Below are 19,710 nucleotides of genomic sequence, written 5' to 3'. Positions count from 1 at the left end.
GGAGCCCCGCTCGAAAGGCAACATGACCAAGTACGAACCGCTACGGCGGACTGCCCCTGCATTGCGCGGACACGATCGCACGACGCCGAATCAGAGGCGCACGCCTTGACATGCGCCCAACTGCCGACGGCGGCGCACACGGACACTGCGGACGCCGTCGCGTCGGCACTGGACGTGCGAGCGGAGGTCGGTCTCGGCCGTCAGCAGCGCATCGAGCGCCTGGCGAAGTGGGGACCGAACGCATTGCCCGTCACGCCTCCGCGCTCACCCTGGCGGGTGCTGCTGGCGCAGTTCAAGAGCGTCATGATCGTCATCCTGCTGGGCGCAGCGCTGCTGGCGGCATGGGTCGGCAGCGTCAAGGATGCCTCGGTCATCCTGGCCGTCGTCGTCGTCAACGCGCTGGTCGGCTTCTACCAGGAGTACCGCGCTGAACGCAGCCTGGACGCGCTGAAATCCATGCTGCCGGCCAGCGCCACCGTGCGGCGCGATGGCAGCAGCCAGAAGATCGACGCCGAAGCGGTGGTGCCCGGTGACATCCTGCTGCTCGAAGCGGGGGACAGCGTGTCCGCCGACGGCCGGCTGATCGTGGCTGCGGGCCTTGAGGTCGATGAGTCAGCGTTGACGGGCGAATCCCAGCCTGCAGCCAAACAGTGCGAACCACTCGCAAGCGAAGACGCGCCGCTCGGCGACCGCAGCAACATGGTCTACATGAACACGTTGCTGACTCGGGGGCGCGCCGAAGTGTTGGTGACGGCCACCGGCTCGCACACCGAGATGGGCAAGTTGTCGCGTGACCTGGCGGCCACCGTCGAGGTGCCGACTCCCTTGCAGGTTCAGCTCGACCAGCTCGCGAAGTGCCTCGGCGCCATGGCGTTGACGCTGGTGGCCTTGTTGTCGCTGATGCAGCTTCTGCGCGGCAAGGACCTTCCGCACATCCTGCTGGATGCCATCGCCTTGGCCGTGGCCGCCATGCCGGAGGGCTTGCCCGTGGTCGTCACGGTCACGCTGGCGCTGGGCATGCACAAGATGGCCCGCCAGCACGCGATCGTCAAGCGACTGGCCAGTGTCGAGACCCTCGGTTGCACCACCGTCATCTGCTCGGACAAGACCGGCACGCTGACCCTGAACCAGATGACGGCAACGACCTTCGGATGCCAAGGCCGGACGTACGAGGTATCGGGCGAGGGCTACGACCCGAAGGGTTCGATCACCGAATCAGGCGCTGCATCAGCACAACCCATGGTTGCGGCCGAGCTGACCGCGCTGCTGCAAGCGCTGGTGGCTTGCAACGACAGCCGCATCGAGGATGGCAAATTCATCGGCGACCCGATGGAGGCTGCGCTGCTGGTGCTGGCCGCCAAGGGCGGCGTGGTGCGCGAAGTGGTCGAGCACACCTTGCCGCGCGTCGCCGAATTGCCCTTCGACTCGGCCCACAAGTTCATGGTGACCTTTCATGCCGACGGCGAGCAGGTTCAGGTATTCGTCAAGGGCGCGCCTGACGTGCTGCTGGCCCGTTGTTCGACCTGGCGAACCAGCTCGAACACGGCCGAGTTGCCGCAGCCGATCGACGCGCCGCGCCGATTGCAGTTCGACGCCGACTACCAGGCGCTCGGCGGACGCGGGCTGCGCGGCCTGCTGATTGCCACGCGCACGCTGCCGGCCAGTGGCTTCGATGCGACCGGCGACCTGTCAATCTTCGTCGACGAGTTGTGTGTCGTCGGACTGGTCGGCCTGATGGACCCGCCGCGTGCCGAAGCCAGGCAAGCCATCGCCGAGTGCCAGCACGCTGGCATCGCCGTCAAGATGATCACGGGCGACCACCAGACCACCGCAACCGCCATCGCCGGGGTGCTGGGACTCGCGGGCCGCACCGTGTCGGGCGCGGAACTCGACCGCATGGACGCGCGGCAGCTTGCAGAAGCCGTTGACGATGTGGCCGTCTTTGCCCGGGTGTCGCCAGGCAACAAGGTGGCGATCGTGCGCGCGCTTCAGGCCAAGGGCCACGTCGTGGCGATGACGGGCGATGGGGTCAACGATGCGCCCGCCTTGAAGCAGGCCGACATCGGTGTGGCCATGGGCGTGGCCGGCACGGCGGTGGCCAAGGAGGCCGCCACCATGGTGCTGACCGACGACAACTTTTCGACCATCGTCACCGCCGTGCGTCACGGTCGCACGCTATACGACAACATCCTCAAGTTCTTGCGTTTCCAGCTGTCGACGACGATCGGCGCGATCCTCACGGTCTTCACTGCGCCATTGCTGGGCCTGCCCGAGCCCTTCACCGCGCTGCAGATCCTGTGGGTCGCGATCATCATGGACGGGCCGCCGGCCGTCTCGCTCGCGCTTGACGCCGCGCGCCCCGGCATCATGAACGAGCCTCCCCGTCCACGGGGCGAGCCGGTGCTGCCGCTGAAGCGTGTCGCGCGTGTCGTTGCCTACGGCACCACGATGATGATCGGTACCTTGGGCGTGCTGCACCACGGGCTGCAGACCGGGCCGCAGGATCGCGCGTTGACGATGGCCTTCACGACCTTCGTGTTCTTCCAGCTTTTCAATGTCTTCAATGCGCGCAACGAGAACGGATCGGCCTTCAACGCGCAGTTCTTCAGCAACCGCATGCTGTGGGTGTCACTGGGCGCAGCGCTCCTGCTGCAGATGCTGGCGACGCATTGGGGGCCTGCCACGCGCCTTTTCGGCACCACAGGCATGGCGTGGGCGGACGCGTGTGTTGCCGCAGGGGTTGCCTCGTCGGTCCTTCTGCTTGAAGAGGCTCGCAAGCTGGGGCTGCGCGGGTGGCGGAACATTCGTGCCGAACCTGAAGCGCAGGCGCCGACTTGTCCCGTTCCGTGAGGGCAGGTCTGCGATCGTCGACCGTCGGTCCATGTGCGCCGCGCGCTGTCCACGTGGGCGGCACCATCGCGATGGCAGCGGGATTGCGGATCGAGGATCACGTGACCGTGTTCTCCACCGCACGGACAGGCGGCATGAAGCATGTCACGGTGGCGGTCAGGTCAGAACAAGCTGACCTGACAACTGGAGCGTCCTCACATGAACAAGTACACCGGCGTGTGGGTCTGCGGCGCCTTGCTCGCCACGATGATGTTGGCGAGCGGCTGCTCCAAGCAGCCGGAGGCACCGGTGCCGACGTCTGCGTCCAAGGCAACCGTCGCGAATGTCTCGGACATCGACGTGACCGAGCACGTGAGGACCGCCTTGCGGCAAAGCGACCTGCTCAAGGGCTTCGACATCAATGTCGTGACCTTGAAAGGCGATGTCCGGCTGATCGGGGTGCTCGACAGCCAGGCACAGATTGACGAGGCGATCAAGATCGCACGTGCCTCGGACGGCACGCACACCATTCACGACGAACTCACGATGAAGAAGTAGCGCTTGACCATGTTCACGTCTGTGATCCGTCGCGTCGCCGCCTCGGCTTTGATCGTTTGCGCATGAGCGATTGCGCAGTGTTCGGCCTACTCCGAGCCTGTGGTGACCGGGCCCATGACGGTGGACATGCCGAATGGACCACCAATAGCTTTGCCTGCCATCAGCCCCTGCGCGGCGCCACGGCAGACCGGTGCATCGCATGACACAAGCTACCGGATTTCGGTCTTCGGATGAACAGGGGCGTCGCGATCGTCCATGTCAATTGGTTGAAGGTGTCGTTCCACCAGCAGCTGAACGACCATAACTGCATGGCCTGCCACACCGGCAACAACGACAAGCAATACACCTGTTACGGTTGCCACGAGCACACGCCGGCCAACATGCAGGCCAAGCACCTTGAAGAAGGCGTTTCCGAGAGCCTGGACAACTGCGTGCGCTGCCACCGCAGTACCAGCGGCGAGGATGAAGGCAAGGGCCAGAGAGAACGCGGCAAGGGCGGCCGGGAAAGAGACTGAACGCCTGTCAGTGCGATGTCCTCCATGAACCCTCCCACCCCCCCATCGACCTTGCCGGAGAAAGGCCGCGTTGCGCGGCCGCTGCAACATCAGTTGGCGAGCCATCAGGCCGGCTGGAGTCGCTGGCTACCAGGTTGGCAAGTCCTTCGCCACTACGACATGGCCTGGCTGCCGCACGACGTGGTGGCCGGTCTGGCCTTGACGGCCGTGCTGGTGCCGGTGGGCATCGGCTACGCCGTCGCCTCGGGCCTGCCCGGCATCTGCGGCTTGTACGCGACCATGGCCAGCCTGCTGGCCTACGCGCTGTTCGGGCCCAGCCGGATCATGGTGTTGGGGCCGGACTCTTCGCTGGCTGCGCTCATCCTCGCGGTCGTGCTGCCGCTCTCGGCCGGCGACCCGCAACGCACCATCGCGCTGGCAGGCATGATGGCGCTGGTGTCCGGTGCGCTTTGCGTCGCCGCAGGCATCGCTCGGCTGGGCTTCATCACCGAGTTGCTGTCCAAGCCCATCCGTTACGGCTACATGAATGGCATCGCACTGACGGTGATCGCCAGCCAGTTGCCGGCCCTGTTCGGCTTCAGTGTCGATGCCCATGGACTGCTGGACGAATCGCGCCTGTTCGTGTCTGCCCTGCTGGCGGGCAAGACGAACCTGTTGGCGCTGGGCATCGGCGCCGGCACGCTGCTGACGGTTCTCCTTTTCAGGCGCCGTCCGAGGGTGCCGGGGGTATTGATCGCCGTCGCTGGCGCGAACCTGGTTGTCACCTTGCAAAAGCTGGCCTCGGGTACAGACACCACGGCGAGCGTGCCCGTCCTCGGCGCGCTGCCGCAGGGCCTGCCCGGCTTCTCCCTGCCCACGATGGGCGCCAGCGACATCACACCCGTGCTGCTCGGTGGGCTGGCGGTGGCATTGATCTCGTTCGCCGACACCAGTGTGCTGTCGCGGACCTATGCCGGGCGGACGGCCGCTTTCGTCGACCCCAACCAGGAGATGGTGGGCCTGGGCGCGGCCAACTTGGCCGCCGGCTTGTTCCAGGGCTTTCCGATCAGCGCCAGTGCCTCACGCACGCCGGTGGCAGAGGCTGCGGGCGCCAGGACACAACTCACCGGTGTGATCGGCGCACTGGCTGTCGGCGCCATGCTGTTGACGGCCCCTGGTCTCTTGAGCGATCTGCCCGTGGCCGCCCTTGCGGCCGTGGTGATCGCCTCGGCCATCGGCCTGATCGAAGTCGCCGACCTGCGCCGCATCTGGCGCATCCAGCGCTGGGAGTTCTGGCTGTCGAAGGGCTGCCTGCTCGGCGTGGCGCTGCTGGGCGCGATGCCCGGCATTGGCTTGGCGATCGTCGTGGCTGTCATCGAGTTTCTGTGGGACGGCTGGCGACCGCACTCGGCCGTGCTGGGCCGTGTCGACGGCGTCAAGGGCTATCACGACATTGCGCGCCATCCCGCGGCGCGCGTCGTGCCGGGCCTCGTGCTGTTCCGCTGGGACGCGCCCTTGTTCTTCGCCAATGCCGAGCTGTTCAAGTGCCGGGTTCTCGACGCCGTCGCTGATTCACCCACGCCCGTGCGGTGGATGGTCGTCGGCGCCGAACCGATCACCAGCGTGGACGTCACGTCCGCCGATGCACTGGACGAACTCGACAAGACCCTGCGCGAAGCGGGCATCGAGCTGTGTTTTGCCGAGATGAAGGATCCGGTCAAGGACAAGCTCAAGCGCTTCGGCCTCTTCTCCAGCCTCGGCGAGCATCGCTTCTTCTCGACCCTGGGCGAGGCGGTGAGCCGTTACCTTGAAGCGGAGCCGGTGGCCTGGCTGGACTGGGAGGACCGCATCGCAGGCGCAACGCCAGACCGTACGCAGGAAGGCTCTTCGGCAGAGCCACTCGGTACGCCACGGCCATCCCGATGACGCCAACCCAGGGACCAGCCATGGCGAACTCCAAGCAAGTCGGCGGTCTTGTTGGCCCCACACGGGTGGCCTTGCTCGTCTCTGAGTTCCCACTGGCTCAGCCAAGGCTCCACGACACCCAGATCCCGCCGGTCGTCAAGGCTAGTCGGCCATGGCGCTCCCGTTCGCGGTTGATGAGTTCTACGGGGTCTTCCTTGACCACAACATGGCCGTGTAGCCAGCGCAATGGCTCCTCGTTGCCCTGGCCATTGCGTTCGCCCTGGTGGTGTACCCGGTACGGTCGGCCTACGTCGGACATTCCTGTCCGGCAACGCCGACTTTCGGCCGGCCGTGCCCGACGACGATCTTCACTCCCGGCCTCCTCTGCTTCGCAGTGCCGCCCACGCCGAGAAGCCCGTTGTTCGCCCTGTTGCTGTGGTGCCTTGTCGGCGCCCAAGCTTCATTTCCACTGGGCGTGCAGTCTGACCTTGGCCTGATCGCCGCCGGCGTGGTGGTCATGGGCCTTCTAGCGACCGCCGGTCAACGGTCTCGGACATTGAAACCATGATCACACGCAGACAGTTCGCCGTTTCGACGCCCTTGCTGGCGGCCAGTGCCTTGGCGTCGTCCGGTTGCACCTCGGAGCCTGCGTCCGACGGCTACGAAGCGGTCGCCGAGCGCACCTGGCAGCAGGGTGCGGTGACGGATCTCAGCGGAGCGGCGCTCGGGCGGGAACTGGTCCGCTGTGCCACCTTGGCGCCGTCCAGCCACAACTCCCAATGCTGGAAGTTCGCTCTCGATGCCAACCTTCGTTGGATCAGCGTCCTGCCCGACCCCGCGCGCAGATGCCCTGCGGTCGACCCGGACAACCATCATGTCTTCGTCTCGCTGGGCTGCGCCATCGAAAACCTGATCCAGGCGGCGCTCGCCCACGGCCTCCAGGGCGATGCGAAGTTCGACGCGGCCGGCAATGCCGTGCGCGTGTTGCTCGAACCCACCCGAGCGCAGACGACGCCCTTGTTCACGGCCCTCTCATTGCGCCAATGCACACGTGGTCACTACGACGGCAAGGCCTTGTCCAGCGAAGAACTGGCGCTGCTGCAGCGCGCCGGCAGTTCCGACACCGTGCGCCTGCTGCTGCTGACGGAGCGCGCGGCGATGGAGCAGACGCTGGAGTACGTGATTCAAGGCAACTCGGCGCAGCTGGCCGACGTTGCCTTCGTCAATGAGTTGAAGGACTGGATCCGCTTCAATGGCGCTGACGCCATTCGCATGCGTGACGGGCTCTACAGCGCGTCGTCCGGCAACCCGAACATCCCGTCATGGATTGGTGATGTGGCGTTTCGCTGGCTCCTGACCGCAAAGGGCGAGAACGACAAGTACGTGCGGCAGGTGCGCAGCTCTGCAGGGATCGCGGTCTTCGTCGGCCAGGCCGCCGACAAGGCGCACTGGGTTGAAGTCGGGCGCTGCTACGAGCGCTTCGCGCTGCAGGCCACCGCCCTGGGCATCCGCAATGCCTTCCTGAACCAGCCGGTTGAAGTGGCGGCATTGCGGCCGCCCTTCGCCGCCGCACTGGGCCTGAGTGGTCAGCGGCCGGACCTCGTCGTGCGCTTCGGCCGTGGTCCGGTTCTGCCGCGCTCGCTGCGGCGGCCGGTCGAGGCCGTCCTGGTGTGATCGACACGGCGAGAGCCCAAGGAACAACGATGACGGTGCTGCTGTGGGTCGGAATTGCGCTTGCCGCACTGGTCGTTCTTGCGATCGGATTGCGCGCCCTTGGCGCCACCCGGTGGACCGAACTGGTTCGCACGCACACCACCCAGCTCGAATCGGGCAGCGTTGGCGCCCAGGGCCGGCTGCCATCACCCGCGCGCTTCGACGCGCATGAGCTCGAGGGCCTGCCGCCGCCAGTGGGGCGCTACTTCCGCCAGGTGCTGACCGACGGGCAACCGATCATCGCGGCAGCCAGGATCGAGATGACCGGCACGATGAACATGTCGGCAGCCGGCGAGCAATGGAAGCCGTTCACATCGCGGCAGCGGGTGGTCACCCGCAGGCCGGGTTTCCTGTGGGATGCCCAGGTGTTCATGTTCCCCGGCCTGCCCGCGCACGTCGAGGACAGCTACATCGCCGGCAACGGCAGGCTGATCGCCAAGGTGGCGGGTTTGTTCACCGTGGCCGACTCGCAAGGCGAGGGCGAGATCGCACGCGGCGAGTTCATGCGCTACTTTGCGGAAAGCCCGTGGTATCCCACCGCCTTGCTGCACAGCCAGGGCGTGCGCTGGGAGGCGGTGGACAACGCGTCCGCCCGTGCCACCCTCATCGATGACCCGATCACCTTGACCTTGCTCTTCCGGTTCGACGATGCCGGCTTGATCGCCTCGGTGCACGCCAAGGCTCGGGGTGCAGGTGCGGGGAAGGACGAGGTCATGTTGATGCTGCCATGGGACTGCGCCTTCTCGGAGTACCAGCGGCAGGGCGGCATGCTGGTCCCGATGACCGGTGAAGCCGCCTGGGTGCGGCCCGCGGGTCGCCAGGTCTACTTCGTCGGGCACGTCAAGACGCTGAGCCATGAGTTCCTGCCATGACGCTGAGCGCCTTGTTTCCCATCCGGTCACGCCCCGACATCTTCATTCTGGAAGGCGGCCATGCCAACGTGAAGGAAGTCAGCGTGGAAGCACGCAATGGTGTGAGCGCCTGGGTGAAGACCGGCCTGAACGTTGGCGCCCAGGTCATTGCTTGTCCGGACCGCAAGCTCAAAGACAAAGGGCGCGTGAAGGTGCGGTGAACACCGCTTTGCCGAAGAGCCTTGACGCAGCGCATCTGGCGAAGCACCGCCGACCAAGATCTGGCGGCGACCAGATTGAACTGCTCGAAAGCCGCCGGGGGTGGGCGGCTGCAATTGGCCGAGAGCAGATGTCCAGGCTGCCGCCACGAAGCAGTCGTTCGGCCCGACCTAGGTGTGAAGGTTGAATAGGTTGTTGCGGGTGTTCACCCGAAGAGGTCTTGAGAGACTGGCAATCGCCAAACCGCCCGTCCCACTCAAGCCCTCGTCCGGATGAACACCCATAAGAATGCCCGATTGACCTACCTGCGCCGCCTGGAGATGGTCCAAGACATGACCGAACGTGGCCTGTCGACGTCAGAAGCTGCGGCTCGTCACGGGGTCAGCGCCGTGACGGCGCGCAAGTGGCTGGCTCGCTACGCCGTTGGCGGTGCCGAGCAGTTGCTCGACAAGTCCTCGCGCCCGAACTTGTCGCCACGAGGCATCGACCCGCGCGTGGCCGCCACCATCATCGAGTTGCGTCGCAAGCTGCTTCTGCAGGCCAGCATCGCCACGTACACGGGCGTGTCCAAGGCCACTGTCAGCCGCGTGCTGCGCCGCGCCGGGCTGTCGCGGTTGAGCGACCTGCGTCCGCAGGAGCCGGTTCAGCGCTACGAGCGTGAGAAGCCTGGCGAGCTGCTTCACATCGACATCAAGAAGCTCGGCCGCTTCGACAAGGTCGGCCACCGGATCACGGGGGACCGCACCCAACGTGCCCGTCATGTCGGCTGGGAGTTCGTCTTCGTGGCCGTCGACGACCATAGCCGCATCGCCTTCACGCGGACCTACCCGGACGAGAAGCAGGCCAGCGCCGTGGACTTCGTTCAACAGGCCACGCGCTACTTTGCCGATCTACAGGTGCCCATCGAACGGGTGCTCACCGACAACGGCTCGGCCTTCCGCTCCGCCGCCTTCGCGGGCGCCTGCAAGAACCTGGGCATCGCGCAGAAGTTCACCCGCGCCTATCGATCACAGACCAACGGCAAGGCCGAGCGCTTCATCCAGTCTGCCCTGCGTGAATGGGCCTACGGCCGCACTTACGAGAACTCCGAGCAGCGCCGCCTGGCGCTGCCCGTCTGGAACCACTTCTACAACTGGCACCGGCAGCACCACGGCATCGGGTGCTTGCCGCCTATCTCCAGGCTTCTTGCTTCGCGCAAGAACCTGTTGACTCTTCACAGTTAGCCAGCCTGCGGTCGTCGCACGATCGACTCGCACGTGGTGTGACCGCTTCCGGGCTTCGAATTCGGCGACGTGGGTGTCGCTGAAGGGTCGGCCACTGCCGACCGCGGACGTCGGCTATCCGGTCGCTCAACTTTGGTGTCAGCTTTCCGGCGGTGAGATCGCGTGCCCGACCGGCGCTGGCCGACCCATTGCGGTCGCCCCAAGGAGCCGGAGCAGTCATTCGCTGGATCAACGGTCAGCCGTTGCGCCACTCGACGGTCACTCGAAGTCCCGGTCCTCCATCTCTGTCTGCCAGGGATACCCGTGCTCCCAGCAGCCGGGCAGCCTCATTCACGATCGCCAGCCCCAAGCCCGAGCCGGGGCCGGCTCCTTGTCCTCGGAAGAAGCGCTCGAAGGCACGCGCGCGCTCCTCGGCCGGCATGCCCGGCCCGTTGTCCTGCACCTCGAGCCGGAACTGACCGTCCTCCCGCGTGAGATGCAACTCCATCTGCGAGCCGGGCGGGCAGTGGTTCAGGGCGTTGCGCAGCAGGTTGTCGAGGATGGAGTGCAGGGCCGAAACAACCACCGTTGCCCGACAGTCTTCCGGCGACACCAGGGCCATCTCGATGCCGCGGGCATCGGCCAGGGGCGTGAGGTCGATCAGGTGCTGGCGGCACAGCGCCACCAGGTCAATGGCCTCGGTGGCCCGTGGTGCGCCCGGGGACTCCAGCCCTGCCAAGGTCAGCATCTGCTCCACAAGATGCGATGTGCGCTGCACGCCGCGCTCGATGCCCTGCCGTGCAGCCTCGGCCGCCGCGGCATCGGGCGCGGTGGCCAGCGCATGGGCCTGGGCCGCGACCACTGCCAGCGGGGTGCGCAGTTCGTGCGCGGTGTTGTGCGTCAAAGCGCGCTCGTGCTCCAGATGCTGGCGTGCACGCGCCAGCAGGCCGTCGATAGCACCCACGATGGGCTGAAGCTCGGCATGGCGCAGGTCGAGTTTCAAAGGCGTCAGCGCGGCGGCATCCCGCTGGGCCAGAGCCGAGACCAGGCGGCGCAGTGGCGCAAGCCCGGTACGAACAGCCCACCACAGCGGCAGCATCAGCAGCGGAATAGCCACCAGCAGGGACGGCAGCAGCCCACCGCCCAGCCAACGCAGCACGAGGCTGTCCTGCACCACCGGTTCGAGGAGGATGACCCGCCAGCGTGCGGTTTCGTGCAGCCAGGGCCAGTAGCCGCGCCCGCGCAGCTGGATGACTTCTTGCCGCGCCTGCAACGGCGTCAACGACACCTGGCCCTGCAAGGCTGCCGAGGCATAGACCCGCCGCCCGTCGCGCGTCTGCAGCTCGAAGGCCAGGTCTTCGATGCCGGGCAAGCCGGAGGCACGCCGCGTCCGGTTGAACTGCAGCTCGGTGGCCCGCACGATGGCTGCGGCGACCGGTTCGTCAGCCTCGCCCAGCGCCTCGCCCAGGGCCTCGGCCGCAGGACGTTGCGCCAGACGATCGGCCATGCCCGTCCTGAACGACAGGTAGTCCAGGCCCAGGAGCACCGCAGCGATCATCACCACCGCCAGGAGCAGCACACGCAACAGTCGCCCTTGCAGCGATGCCTGCCTCCTCATGGCCTGAGCTGGTATCCCACGCCTCGCACGGTGCGGATGCGCTCCGCGCCGATCTTGCGGCGCAGGTTGGACAGGTGCACTTCGATGGTGGCGGCATCCACCGGGTCGCCCAGCGGCTCCAGCAACTGCCCCAGCACCTGCTTGGGGACCACCGTGCCGGTGTCCTTGGCCAAGGCCACCAGCAGCTGGAACTCGCGTGCGGACAAGGCCAGCAACTCGCCCTTCAGCCAGACCTGGTGCGAGTGCGGCGACACCGTCAGATCGCCCAGTTCCCACAACTCGCTGGCCTGTTGCCGATGGCGGCGGTGCACGGCCCGTACGCGTGACAGCAGCTCCGGAATCTCGAAGGGCTTGACCAGGTAGTCGTCGGCCCCTTCGTCGAGGCCTTCGAGCCTATCCCTCAGCGCGGACCGCGCGGTGATGACGATCACCGGCGTCGTGATGCGCCGGGTGCGCCAGTGGCGCAACAGGTCCAGCCCTTCCTGGCCGGCCAGGGCGCGGTCCAGCAGCACCAGATCCACCTCGGGCCCGAGCGCGGCCTGGGCATCGGCGGCGCGCCGCACCCATTGCGCGCTCACGCCTTCGGCCTTCAAGGAGGCCATCAACGCGGTACCCAGATCAAGGTCGTCTTCGACCAGCAGGATGTGCATGACATTCACTGTAGCGGCCCGACCTTTGGGAAAGCCAAAGCTGCCCGGCTCGACACTGTGAGCCATGCGAAGGCGACATCCGGGTGCCATGGGCTGGTGGGCCACTCGCTGGGCGGCCTGCATGCACGGCTCGACCGCTTGTGGCCACCCCACACCCGCACAGCGAGGTCGTTCACGCGCGCGTCGGTTCGGCGCAGCTTGCGAGCTTGCCGCCCTGGCATGGTTGGCGCCCGGTTCGCCGTCTCGCGTCCGAAACCTCCAACACCGATCCTCATGCATCAACGTCCTGTTCAAGTGCTTCATCGTCGCCATGGTTGGGCCGCGCTCGTCGGCTCGTTCCTGCTGGCCGCCTGCGCGCAGGTTCCTCGGCAGGGCTACACGGCGGCTTCTGTCGGCACCATGGCCTACGCGCTGAGTGGCCCGGAGACGACACCCGTCGTCGTGCTGCAGAGCGGTCTGGGCGACGGCCGCATGACCTGGAGCACGGTCTGGCCCCAGCTGACGGCGAGCCACCGCGTCTTCGCGCTGGATCGTCCGGGCTATGGCGACAGCCCTTCGACCACCTCGCCCCGAGACCCTTGCCAAGTCGCCCGTGACCTGCACGCCGCGCTGCGCGACGCCAAGGTGCCACCGCCGTATCTGCTGGTGGGCCACTCGCTGGGCGGCCTGTACCAGGACGTGTTTGCGCGCCTGTACCCGGATGAGACGGCCGGCTTGCTGCTGCTGGACCCCACCCACCCCGAGCATGGGGCCACGCTGCAACGCGAGACGCCGAAGACGGCCGCGCTGCTGAGCGGCCTGCGCAGCACGGTGTTCACGCCCACCATGCGCGCCGAGTTCGACGCCCAGGCGCAATGCCTGGACGGGCTGCCGCCGTGGCCGTCGGGGTTGCCCGCAAGGCTGCTGTTCTCGGGCCGTTTCGGCCCGCTGGACACCGACGAGTTCCAGCACGTGCTGATGCGGCTGCGCCTGGACTGGCAGCAACGCCTGGGTGCTTCTGCCGAGACGGTGCCGACGTCCGGGCACTACCTCCATCGCGATGCGCCCGAGCGCGTGGTTCAGGCGATCGAGCGCCTGTTGAACGAGGCAACCACGCCGGCACGGCGCTGATCTGCGGAGGACTTCGGGCACGCGGACTTTGGCTTCTCTTTGGGTGCCGCCTCGCACACTGCCTGACATCGCAACGTCGAGGTTTCCGCATGTCGAGTCGCACCACCTCTCCCCCCTTGCACCGCCGTTCGGTGCTGCAACTGCTGCTGTCCAGCGGGCTGGGCCTGGGCCTGACGGCGTGCGGCGGTGGATCCGACGAATCGGCGCAGGGCAGGACCATGGCTGTGCTCAAGACCCAGGCCGACGCCGCGGTCGCTTCGGGACTGGTGGGTCTGGTGCTAGGCCAGGTGAGCAGTCGGTCGAGCAGCGTGGCTGTGGCTGGCAAGCGCCGACTGGGCCACGGCACCCAGGTGGACACGCAGGACCGCTTTGCCATCGGCTCGAACACCAAGGCCATGACCTGCGCTGCGATCGTGGCGCTCGCCGAGCGCGGCGGCCCCGCCTTGTTGCTGACCGTGATGGAAGTCTTCACCGAATGGGCCGGCGAGATCCATCCCGCCTATGCACAGGTGACGCTGGCCGACCTGCTGCACCACCGCGGCGGCGTTCCGGCCTTCAACGGCGGTGGCCCGGAAGAGGACGCCTTCATCGCGGCTGTTGATGCCGACGCCCGCCCCCTGCCGGACACCATGACCGGTCGCCGCATCTACTTCGCCCGCTGGCTGCTGGCCCAGCCGCCCGTGGACGGCATCGTGCCGGGGCGCGACTTCCACTATTCGAACGCGGGCTATGTGCTGGCCGCCGCCATCGTGGAGGCGCGCACCGGCAAGGCCTTCGAGACCGTGTTCGACGACGAGCTGGTGCATCCGCTGGCACTGCGAGGCGCCTGGCGCTCGCCTGTGCCCGATCCCTCCGACCTGCTGTGGGGACACGAGGGTGCGGCCGGTGCCTTGACCGTGGTCGAGGCCACCGAAGAGGCCCTCGCCACCAAGGACTGGCTGGACATCATCGCGCCCGCCGGCAACTGGGCCTGCACCGGTGCGGCCTACGCGGAGTGGCTGCGATGGCATGTGCGGGCGTTGCGGGGTGAGCACACGCCGCTGCCGCAGGCTTACGTGAACGACCTGCGCGCCGCTGCTGACGGCCGCTACGTGTGGGGCTGGCAAGCCGTGGCCACGCCCAGGCGGATGCTGCTGACCCACACCGGTCACGAGCCCGGCTTCATGGCCGAGGTGGTGGTCGACCGGACCGGCGAGTTCGCCGTGTTCGGCCTGAGCAACACGGGCTCCGTCGCCGAGGACGGCAGCAGCTGGGTGCTGGGACGCATCGACCAGGCACTGGCCGAGGTGCTCAGGCAACAGTCGATGGCGCCTTGATCGTCTGGCGTCCGATAGCCTGTCGGCATGTATCGGCAATGGTCACCGCCACCGGAGATGACCGTCACTGCTCCCTTCACCGGAGGATCTCGCATGTTGCTCCCGAAGTGCTCCCGCTCGCACATTGCGATCACCCCCTTCCTCGTCCTGGCCGCGCTGGCGCTGGGTGCCTGTTCTTCAACGCCGCAACGTCCCGAGCGCATTGCGGCGGGCGATCTGTGGGCGGTGGAGCAGCACCTGCGCGAGCGCATGGCGCATGCAGTGCAGCAGGGCACGGCGGTCGGGGTGAGTCTGGCCCTGATCGATGACCAGCAGGTGGTGTGGAGCCACTGCGCAGGCTGGGCCGATCGGGAGCAGCAGCGGCCGGCCACGGCCGACACGGTCTACCGCATGGGCTCGATTTCCAAGCTGTTCACCGTGATGGCGGCACTGCAGCAGGTGCAAGACGGAAGGCTCGATCTGGATGCGCCGATCGAACGGGTACTGCCGGACTTTGCGGTGCGTACGCGCTTCGCGCCATCGCCGATCACGGCGCGGCTGCTGATGACCCACCATGCCGGGCTGCCCCGGGATCAGCTGGCAGGCATGTGGGGCCAGCGAGTGGCCGACTTCCGCAGCGTGACGGCGGCGCTGGCCGAAGCAGAGTTGGAGTATCCGCCAGGGCAGCTGCTGTCCTACTCCAACGTGGGCATGACGGTACTGGGCCATGCGGTCGAGCGCGCCGCGGGTGAGTCCTTCGAGGCGCTGCTGCAGCGCCGCCTGCTGGATCCGCTGGGCATGCGCACGGCCAGCTTCTCGCAGGCGCTGCCGGTGACGCCGCTGAGCGCGGCCGCGTACGACCGCGAACGTCGGCGCCACGAACCGGCGCTACGCGACACGCCGGCTGGCGGCCTGAACGCCAGCGTCAACGACATGGCTCGTTTCGTCAGCCTGATCTTCGCGCAGGGCCGCATGGCCGACGGGCACACTCTGCTCGCGCCGGCCCTGGTGGCCGAGTCGTTGCGGGTGCAGAACGCCGCGGTGCCGCTGGACCTGGGCTTCGGTGTCGGCCTGGGCTGGATGCTGGCCGCACCGCAACCCGACCCCATCGTGGGTGGCGGTCCGGTGGCCCACCACAACGGCGCCACGGCCTACCACCGCACCGCGCTCTACCTGCTGCCTGAACAGCGCCTGGGCGTGGTGGTGGCAAGCAACTCGGGCCAGGCCGGTCCACTGGTCAGTGATCTGGCCCGCACGGCGCTGGCGCTGGCGCTGGAGGCGCGCACCGGCCAGCGCGGCAAGGCTCCGCCCTCGCCCTGGCAGGCCGACCCCGAGCCCTACACCGCAGCGGAGCTGGAGGCCCTGGTCGGCTCCTGGGCGACGGTCTGGGGCCTGGCCGAGATCCGCCGCGACGGTGAACGTCTCGAGGCACTTCTCGGCCCGGAACGGTTCCGCTTGCGCCGGGGCACACAAGGCTGGCTGCGCGCCGAGTTGCTGCTGCTGGGCGGCTGGCTGCCGGTGTCGGACGACACTCTGCGGGCCGTGAGCCTGCAGGCACGCCGCGTGGCCGGCCGCCATGTGCTGGTGGCGAGTATGGGCGGCCAGGAGATGCTCGTGGCTGAACGACTGCCGTTCTCGCCGGATGCGCTGACGCAGCGCTTGGCCGCGACCGTCACCAGCCGCTGGCGGCCAGTGACTGCGGAGGGCGAGTTCGTGATGCTTGAGCGCATCGAGCTGGGGCAGCGCGCCGGCTGGCCTGTGGCGCGACCCTACGTGACGATTGCCGGCGACGGCGCGCCGGAATGGCCGCTGCGCGCGCTGGACGAGCAGCGTGCCGTGGCACTCGGCCCGCTAGCCGACAGCGGTCCGGTGCTGCGCCGCGACGCAGCCGGTGACGGCACGGGCTGGCGCTTCAGCGGCTACCGGCTGCGGCCGGAGCCGGCGCGGTGAGTTCGACGAGCGGCGCGTCGCCCCGACCCTGCTGACCCTCCAGGCCGGGCTGACCGCGAGTGCAATCCCGGGCGAGCGGCCCTCGGGCGCGGTCAGGCGTCGCCCTCGCGGGGCGACCGTGGCGCTGCGGACCAGCCTCGGTGTCAATCACGGGTTCCCGGCCGCGGTGGCCGGGGCCTACGCGACCGACCAAGTCGTCGTCGCGCTCGATCGACCCGGCCACGGCGACGTGCCACTGTGAGCAACGGGTCGGCTGCGCCGGTTCAACCGATCGGACCGCGGGTGTACGGCCCGCATCGGCTGCCGCCGAGTGCCGCCAAATGGTGAGCGACCGCTTTTCGGAATGAGCGCGTCCGAGACGCAGGCGACCTGTGGCGGCCATTCACTTGAAACCGGTTATTGGCGGGGAATCTGCTGGCCGCTTGAGTGTCCGGAAGTGACCGAGAACTTTTGTCCAGCCTGCCGCCACGAAGCAGTCGTTCGGCCCCTCCGAAGAACACTGCTCCGGGGCATCAGCAATACTGATGACAAAGTTGCTTCGCTGTCGTTCCCGCCCACTGGCAGGAAGCAGACGCCCGTCGGCAGCGACCTGCGTGTCGGCTCAGGCTTTCAAAGCCGTCGCCGCCCTGCCGGCTAGTACCGCTTGCCCAAACGGTAGACGCTTTCAGCGACTGCGATGACGCTGGGACTTGGTCTGCGTGACGGGTTGGCCACCTGCAACTTGAGGCGATACAACGCCTGCCGCGCGGGCCCAATCTTCGGCTTCGTGGGGCGCGCAGTCCCACTCCTTGCCAAAGAGCGCCGGGCCTTGCTCGCACATCCACAAGGCATACCGCGCGGACGCCGGGTGGCCTGTGTTCGCTAGATCAACGAAGCGCCCGTAGGCTTCGGGAAAACGACCCTGGCGAAACGAGTCTAGTGCCCTGGCATGCATGCGCTCGGCATAGGTCGGTTGCGCTGCAGCGGCGGAAAGGGTACCAGCCAAGAGCGCGAGCGCACCGACCAGCGAGACGAACGTGGCCGCCGCACGGCCGCTGTGTGTCAGGTGCGCCGCGCGAGAGGAGGGGTGCAGCCGCCGCCTGCCGCTTGCGCTACAAGCGCGCGGCTCCACTGAGGCTACGACCCAGGCGAAAAGGTGAGTGTTCTTCATGGTGTGTGCCTGGCGGATCGATTACTCGGGTGTGATGCCAGCTTCACGAACCACCTTCAGCCACTTCGGCACTTCGCGCTGAATGAAGGCCGAGAGCTCCAGCGGCGTGACGGCAGCCGGCTCGTAGCCGATGTCCACGAGGCTCTTGCTGATCTCTGTCGATGCGAGCGCGGTCTGCACTGCGGTGTACAACTTGGTCAGCGTTTGGGGCGACACGCCAGCAGGGGCGCACAGACCGACCCAGTTGGTCACGTCGTAGCCGGCCACGCCGGCCTCGGCCAGCGTCGGCACCTGCGGCAGATTGGGCGAGCGCTTCGTCGAGGTCACCGCAATCGCACGCACTTTGCCCGCCTTGATCGCCGGCAGTGCGGTCGGCATGCCCGCCACCATTGAAGGGACCTGACCCGCCAGGACATCGGACATCGCCGGTGCGCCGCCCTTGTACGGAACATGCGTGGTGGCGAGGCCCGTCATGGACTTCAGAAGTTCGATGGACAGGTGCTGCGACGTGCCGATGCCAGCAGAGGCGATGTTGGCCCTCGAGGGTTCGACCTTGACCCAAGCCGCAAACTCCGCGAACGTCGTCGCCGGTACGGCAGGGTTCACCACCAACACATTGGGAACGGTTCCGAACATCGTCACCGGTGCGAAGTCCTTGACGGGGTCGTAGGTCAACTTCGAGAAGAGTGCCGAGTTGGCGCCGTGCGACGTCGCGCCGCAGGCCAGCAGGGTGTGGCCGTCGGCCGGCGAGCGCGCGACCGACTCTGCGGCGATGTTGCCCCCGGCGCCGGGCTTGTTCTCGACCACCACAGCCACTCCCAGCACTTCGGCCAGCCTGCGGGCCACGATGCGCGTTGGCGTGTCGACGTTGCCGCCGGGCGCGAAGCCGACCAGGATGCGGATGGGGCGACTGGGAAAGTCTTCGGCGCGGGCCGGGCCGGCGAGGGCGGCTGCGCAGAGTGCCGCGGCGATCGAAGGGATCAACAAGGGCTTCATTTTCTCGGTCTCCGTGGGGTGGATCGTTCCGGGGCTCCGGGGCATACCCATGGTGAGCAAACGCGGGCTGTAGCGGAATCGCGCAGAGGTATCGGGTGGTCCGGTTCGAACGTACTGGTCTGGGCGCTACGATGAGGACTTTCGTGAAAGGGCCCACGTGTTGCGATCTCGATTCCTGCTGGCGGGCGCGGCCTTCGCAACCACCGCCTTGTGGCCTTCTCGGCCCGTGCGGGCGCAACCGGCGCCTCGACTGGCGGTGATCGGCTACATCGCGCAACGCGCAGGCCCGTGGCACCTGGATGCGGCGTTTCTCGACGGGTTGCGCGAGCTGGGCTATGCCGAAGGGCGGCACTTCAGGATGGAGTACCGCTGGGGCCCCAACGTCGCTGACCTGCCGGCTCTGGCGGTCGAACTGGTCCGGCTGCGCGTCGACGTCATCGTGAGCTCGGGCTATCCGAGCAACAAGGCAGCCAAGGACGCGACCGTGGCCGTGCCTATTCCGATCGTGATGGCCACCAGCGGCGACGCCGTGCAGGAGGGCCTGGTGGCCACCTTGTCGCGGCCCGGCGGCAACATCACCGGCCTGTCGGTGTTGAACCGCGAGCTCACCGGAAAGCGCCTTCAAGTCATCCGCGAAGCGGTGCCGGGCCTCAGGCGAATCGGGGCGCTGTTCAATGGCAGCAATCCGGCGATGCCCCCGCAGTTCAGCGAGGTGCAAGCGGCAGCGCAAATGCTCGGCCTGCAGGCTGTGCCGCTGGACGTGAGCTTTCCCGCCGGCATCGAACCGGCCTTCGCCAGTTCGTCCAAGAGCGGCATCGGGGCGGTCATGATCCTGTCCGACAGCTCCACCATCGCGCACCGCAACGAACTGTGCGCCGCAGCCCTGCGACACCGCATGCCGACAATCTTTTCAAACCGGGACTACATCCGGGCGGGAGGCATGATGAGCTACGGCCCGAATCTGGCCGAGAACTTCAAGCAGGCCGCAGCCTATGTTGACCGGATCCTGAAAGGCGCGAATCCGGCCACGATGCCTGTCCAACAGCCGACCCGGTTCGAGCTGATCGTCAACCGCGGCACAGCCAAGGGGCTGGGGATTGCGCTGCCGCAGTCGCTGCTGGTGCGCGCCGACGACTTCGTCGACTGAAAGCGGGTCAACCGGTCAACCGG

At 67.4% G+C, this 19,710-nt stretch carries 17 protein-coding genes; 13 read left to right on the top strand and 4 right to left on the bottom strand.

The window, feature by feature from the left end; genetic code table 11:
* The first annotated feature begins 105 nt into the window (after positions 1-105).
* The 9 genes from Q8X39_RS18735 to Q8X39_RS18700 all read left to right on the top strand — a co-directional run bounded on the left by Q8X39_RS18735 (position 106) and on the right by Q8X39_RS18700 (position 9,792).
* Positions 106-2,850 carry a cation-translocating P-type ATPase gene (locus Q8X39_RS18735; protein WP_305751213.1) on the top strand — a complete coding sequence of 915 codons (2,745 nt, stop codon included), beginning with the start codon at positions 106-108 and terminating at the stop codon, positions 2,848-2,850.
* Between the two features lie 198 nt (positions 2,851-3,048).
* On the top strand, positions 3,049-3,387 hold the full coding sequence (locus Q8X39_RS18730) for a BON domain-containing protein (RefSeq protein ID WP_305751212.1): 339 nt from the start codon (positions 3,049-3,051) through the stop codon (positions 3,385-3,387).
* Positions 3,388-3,617: 230 nt separating this feature from the next.
* Positions 3,618-3,902, top strand: a complete 285-nt coding sequence (locus tag Q8X39_RS18725; RefSeq protein ID WP_305751211.1) for a cytochrome c3 family protein — start codon at positions 3,618-3,620, stop codon at positions 3,900-3,902.
* Positions 3,903-3,926: 24 nt separating this feature from the next.
* Entirely contained in the window at positions 3,927-5,807 is a 1,881-nt protein-coding gene (locus Q8X39_RS18720) for a SulP family inorganic anion transporter (RefSeq protein ID WP_407068036.1), read from the top strand.
* A 241-nt stretch (positions 5,808-6,048) separates the two neighbouring features.
* Positions 6,049-6,354 carry a DUF6064 family protein gene (locus Q8X39_RS20560; RefSeq protein WP_369538126.1) on the top strand — a complete coding sequence of 102 codons (306 nt, stop codon included), beginning with the start codon at positions 6,049-6,051 and terminating at the stop codon, positions 6,352-6,354.
* Positions 6,351-7,460, top strand: coding sequence for an Acg family FMN-binding oxidoreductase (locus tag Q8X39_RS18715; protein WP_305751210.1), 1,110 nt, complete (start codon positions 6,351-6,353; stop codon positions 7,458-7,460). Before Q8X39_RS20560 ends, Q8X39_RS18715 begins: the two co-directional genes overlap by 4 nt.
* 29 nt (positions 7,461-7,489) lie before the next feature.
* Complete coding sequence (locus Q8X39_RS18710; protein ID WP_305751209.1) at positions 7,490-8,371, top strand: DUF6920 family protein; 882 nt, start codon at positions 7,490-7,492, stop codon at positions 8,369-8,371.
* Positions 8,368-8,571: a hypothetical protein gene (locus tag Q8X39_RS18705; RefSeq protein WP_305751208.1), complete on the top strand. Its 204-nt coding sequence runs from the start codon at positions 8,368-8,370 to the stop codon at positions 8,569-8,571. Before Q8X39_RS18710 ends, Q8X39_RS18705 begins: the two co-directional genes overlap by 4 nt.
* A gap of 270 nt (positions 8,572-8,841) precedes the next feature.
* Positions 8,842-9,792 carry an IS481 family transposase gene (locus Q8X39_RS18700; RefSeq protein WP_305751207.1) on the top strand — a complete coding sequence of 317 codons (951 nt, stop codon included), beginning with the start codon at positions 8,842-8,844 and terminating at the stop codon, positions 9,790-9,792.
* A 235-nt stretch (positions 9,793-10,027) separates the two neighbouring features.
* Here Q8X39_RS18700 and Q8X39_RS18695 read toward each other — a convergent pair whose 3' ends face one another.
* Entirely contained in the window at positions 10,028-11,350 is a 1,323-nt protein-coding gene (locus tag Q8X39_RS18695; RefSeq protein ID WP_305751229.1) for an ATP-binding protein, read from the bottom strand.
* A 35-nt stretch (positions 11,351-11,385) separates the two neighbouring features.
* Positions 11,386-12,039, bottom strand: coding sequence for a response regulator (locus tag Q8X39_RS18690; RefSeq protein WP_305751228.1), 654 nt, complete (start codon positions 12,037-12,039; stop codon positions 11,386-11,388).
* A gap of 273 nt (positions 12,040-12,312) precedes the next feature.
* On the opposite strand from Q8X39_RS18690, the gene Q8X39_RS18685 reads away from it, so the two are divergent.
* The 3 genes from Q8X39_RS18685 (at position 12,313) to Q8X39_RS18675 (ending at position 16,394) form a co-directional block, all read left to right on the top strand.
* Positions 12,313-13,149: an alpha/beta fold hydrolase gene (locus tag Q8X39_RS18685; protein WP_305751206.1), complete on the top strand. Its 837-nt coding sequence runs from the start codon at positions 12,313-12,315 to the stop codon at positions 13,147-13,149.
* Between the two features lie 89 nt (positions 13,150-13,238).
* Positions 13,239-14,465, top strand: a complete 1,227-nt coding sequence (locus tag Q8X39_RS18680; RefSeq protein ID WP_305751205.1) for a serine hydrolase domain-containing protein — start codon at positions 13,239-13,241, stop codon at positions 14,463-14,465.
* Positions 14,466-14,558: 93 nt separating this feature from the next.
* Positions 14,559-16,394, top strand: a complete 1,836-nt coding sequence (locus Q8X39_RS18675) for a serine hydrolase domain-containing protein (protein WP_305751204.1) — start codon at positions 14,559-14,561, stop codon at positions 16,392-16,394.
* A 664-nt stretch (positions 16,395-17,058) separates the two neighbouring features.
* Here the strand turns inward: Q8X39_RS18675 and Q8X39_RS18670 are convergent.
* Together Q8X39_RS18670 and Q8X39_RS18665 are read right to left on the bottom strand one after the other, a co-directional pair.
* Positions 17,059-17,544 carry a hypothetical protein gene (locus Q8X39_RS18670; RefSeq protein ID WP_305751203.1) on the bottom strand — a complete coding sequence of 162 codons (486 nt, stop codon included), beginning with the start codon at positions 17,542-17,544 and terminating at the stop codon, positions 17,059-17,061.
* A 21-nt stretch (positions 17,545-17,565) separates the two neighbouring features.
* Entirely contained in the window at positions 17,566-18,540 is a 975-nt protein-coding gene (locus Q8X39_RS18665) for a Bug family tripartite tricarboxylate transporter substrate binding protein (RefSeq protein ID WP_305751202.1), read from the bottom strand.
* Between the two features lie 256 nt (positions 18,541-18,796).
* Between Q8X39_RS18665 and Q8X39_RS18660 the strand changes: the two genes are divergently transcribed.
* Positions 18,797-19,687, top strand: coding sequence for an ABC transporter substrate-binding protein (locus tag Q8X39_RS18660; RefSeq protein ID WP_305751201.1), 891 nt, complete (start codon positions 18,797-18,799; stop codon positions 19,685-19,687).
* The last annotated feature ends 23 nt before the right edge of the window (positions 19,688-19,710 follow it).

The sequence above is a fragment of the Leptothrix discophora genome (assembly GCF_030705305.1).
In the GTDB taxonomy this organism is placed as follows: domain Bacteria; phylum Pseudomonadota; class Gammaproteobacteria; order Burkholderiales; family Burkholderiaceae_C; genus Sphaerotilus; species Sphaerotilus discophorus.
The sequence above is the reverse complement of the archived record's forward strand: the minus strand, read 5'-3'. Positions and strand labels throughout refer to the sequence as shown.

Excerpts from the sequence above, each read along its gene's own strand:
- Q8X39_RS18730 (WP_305751212.1), top strand. The coding sequence starts at position 3,049 with ATGAACAAGTACACCGGCGTGTGGGTCTGCGGCGCCTTGCTCGCCACG.
- Q8X39_RS18725 (WP_305751211.1), top strand. The coding sequence starts at position 3,618 with ATGAACAGGGGCGTCGCGATCGTCCATGTCAATTGGTTGAAGGTGTCG.
- Q8X39_RS18720 (WP_407068036.1), top strand. The coding sequence starts at position 3,927 with ATGAACCCTCCCACCCCCCCATCGACCTTGCCGGAGAAAGGCCGCGTT.
- Q8X39_RS18715 (WP_305751210.1), top strand. The coding sequence starts at position 6,351 with ATGATCACACGCAGACAGTTCGCCGTTTCGACGCCCTTGCTGGCGGCC.
- Q8X39_RS18710 (WP_305751209.1), top strand. The coding sequence starts at position 7,490 with ATGACGGTGCTGCTGTGGGTCGGAATTGCGCTTGCCGCACTGGTCGTT.
- Q8X39_RS18705 (WP_305751208.1), top strand. The coding sequence starts at position 8,368 with ATGACGCTGAGCGCCTTGTTTCCCATCCGGTCACGCCCCGACATCTTC.
- Q8X39_RS18700 (WP_305751207.1), top strand. The coding sequence starts at position 8,842 with ATGAACACCCATAAGAATGCCCGATTGACCTACCTGCGCCGCCTGGAG.
- Q8X39_RS18690 (WP_305751228.1), bottom strand. The coding sequence starts at position 12,039 with ATGCACATCCTGCTGGTCGAAGACGACCTTGATCTGGGTACCGCGTTG.
- Q8X39_RS18685 (WP_305751206.1), top strand. The coding sequence starts at position 12,313 with ATGCATCAACGTCCTGTTCAAGTGCTTCATCGTCGCCATGGTTGGGCC.
- Q8X39_RS18680 (WP_305751205.1), top strand. The coding sequence starts at position 13,239 with ATGTCGAGTCGCACCACCTCTCCCCCCTTGCACCGCCGTTCGGTGCTG.
- Q8X39_RS18675 (WP_305751204.1), top strand. The coding sequence starts at position 14,559 with ATGTTGCTCCCGAAGTGCTCCCGCTCGCACATTGCGATCACCCCCTTC.
- Q8X39_RS18670 (WP_305751203.1), bottom strand. The coding sequence starts at position 17,544 with ATGAAGAACACTCACCTTTTCGCCTGGGTCGTAGCCTCAGTGGAGCCG.
- Q8X39_RS18665 (WP_305751202.1), bottom strand. The coding sequence starts at position 18,540 with ATGAAGCCCTTGTTGATCCCTTCGATCGCCGCGGCACTCTGCGCAGCC.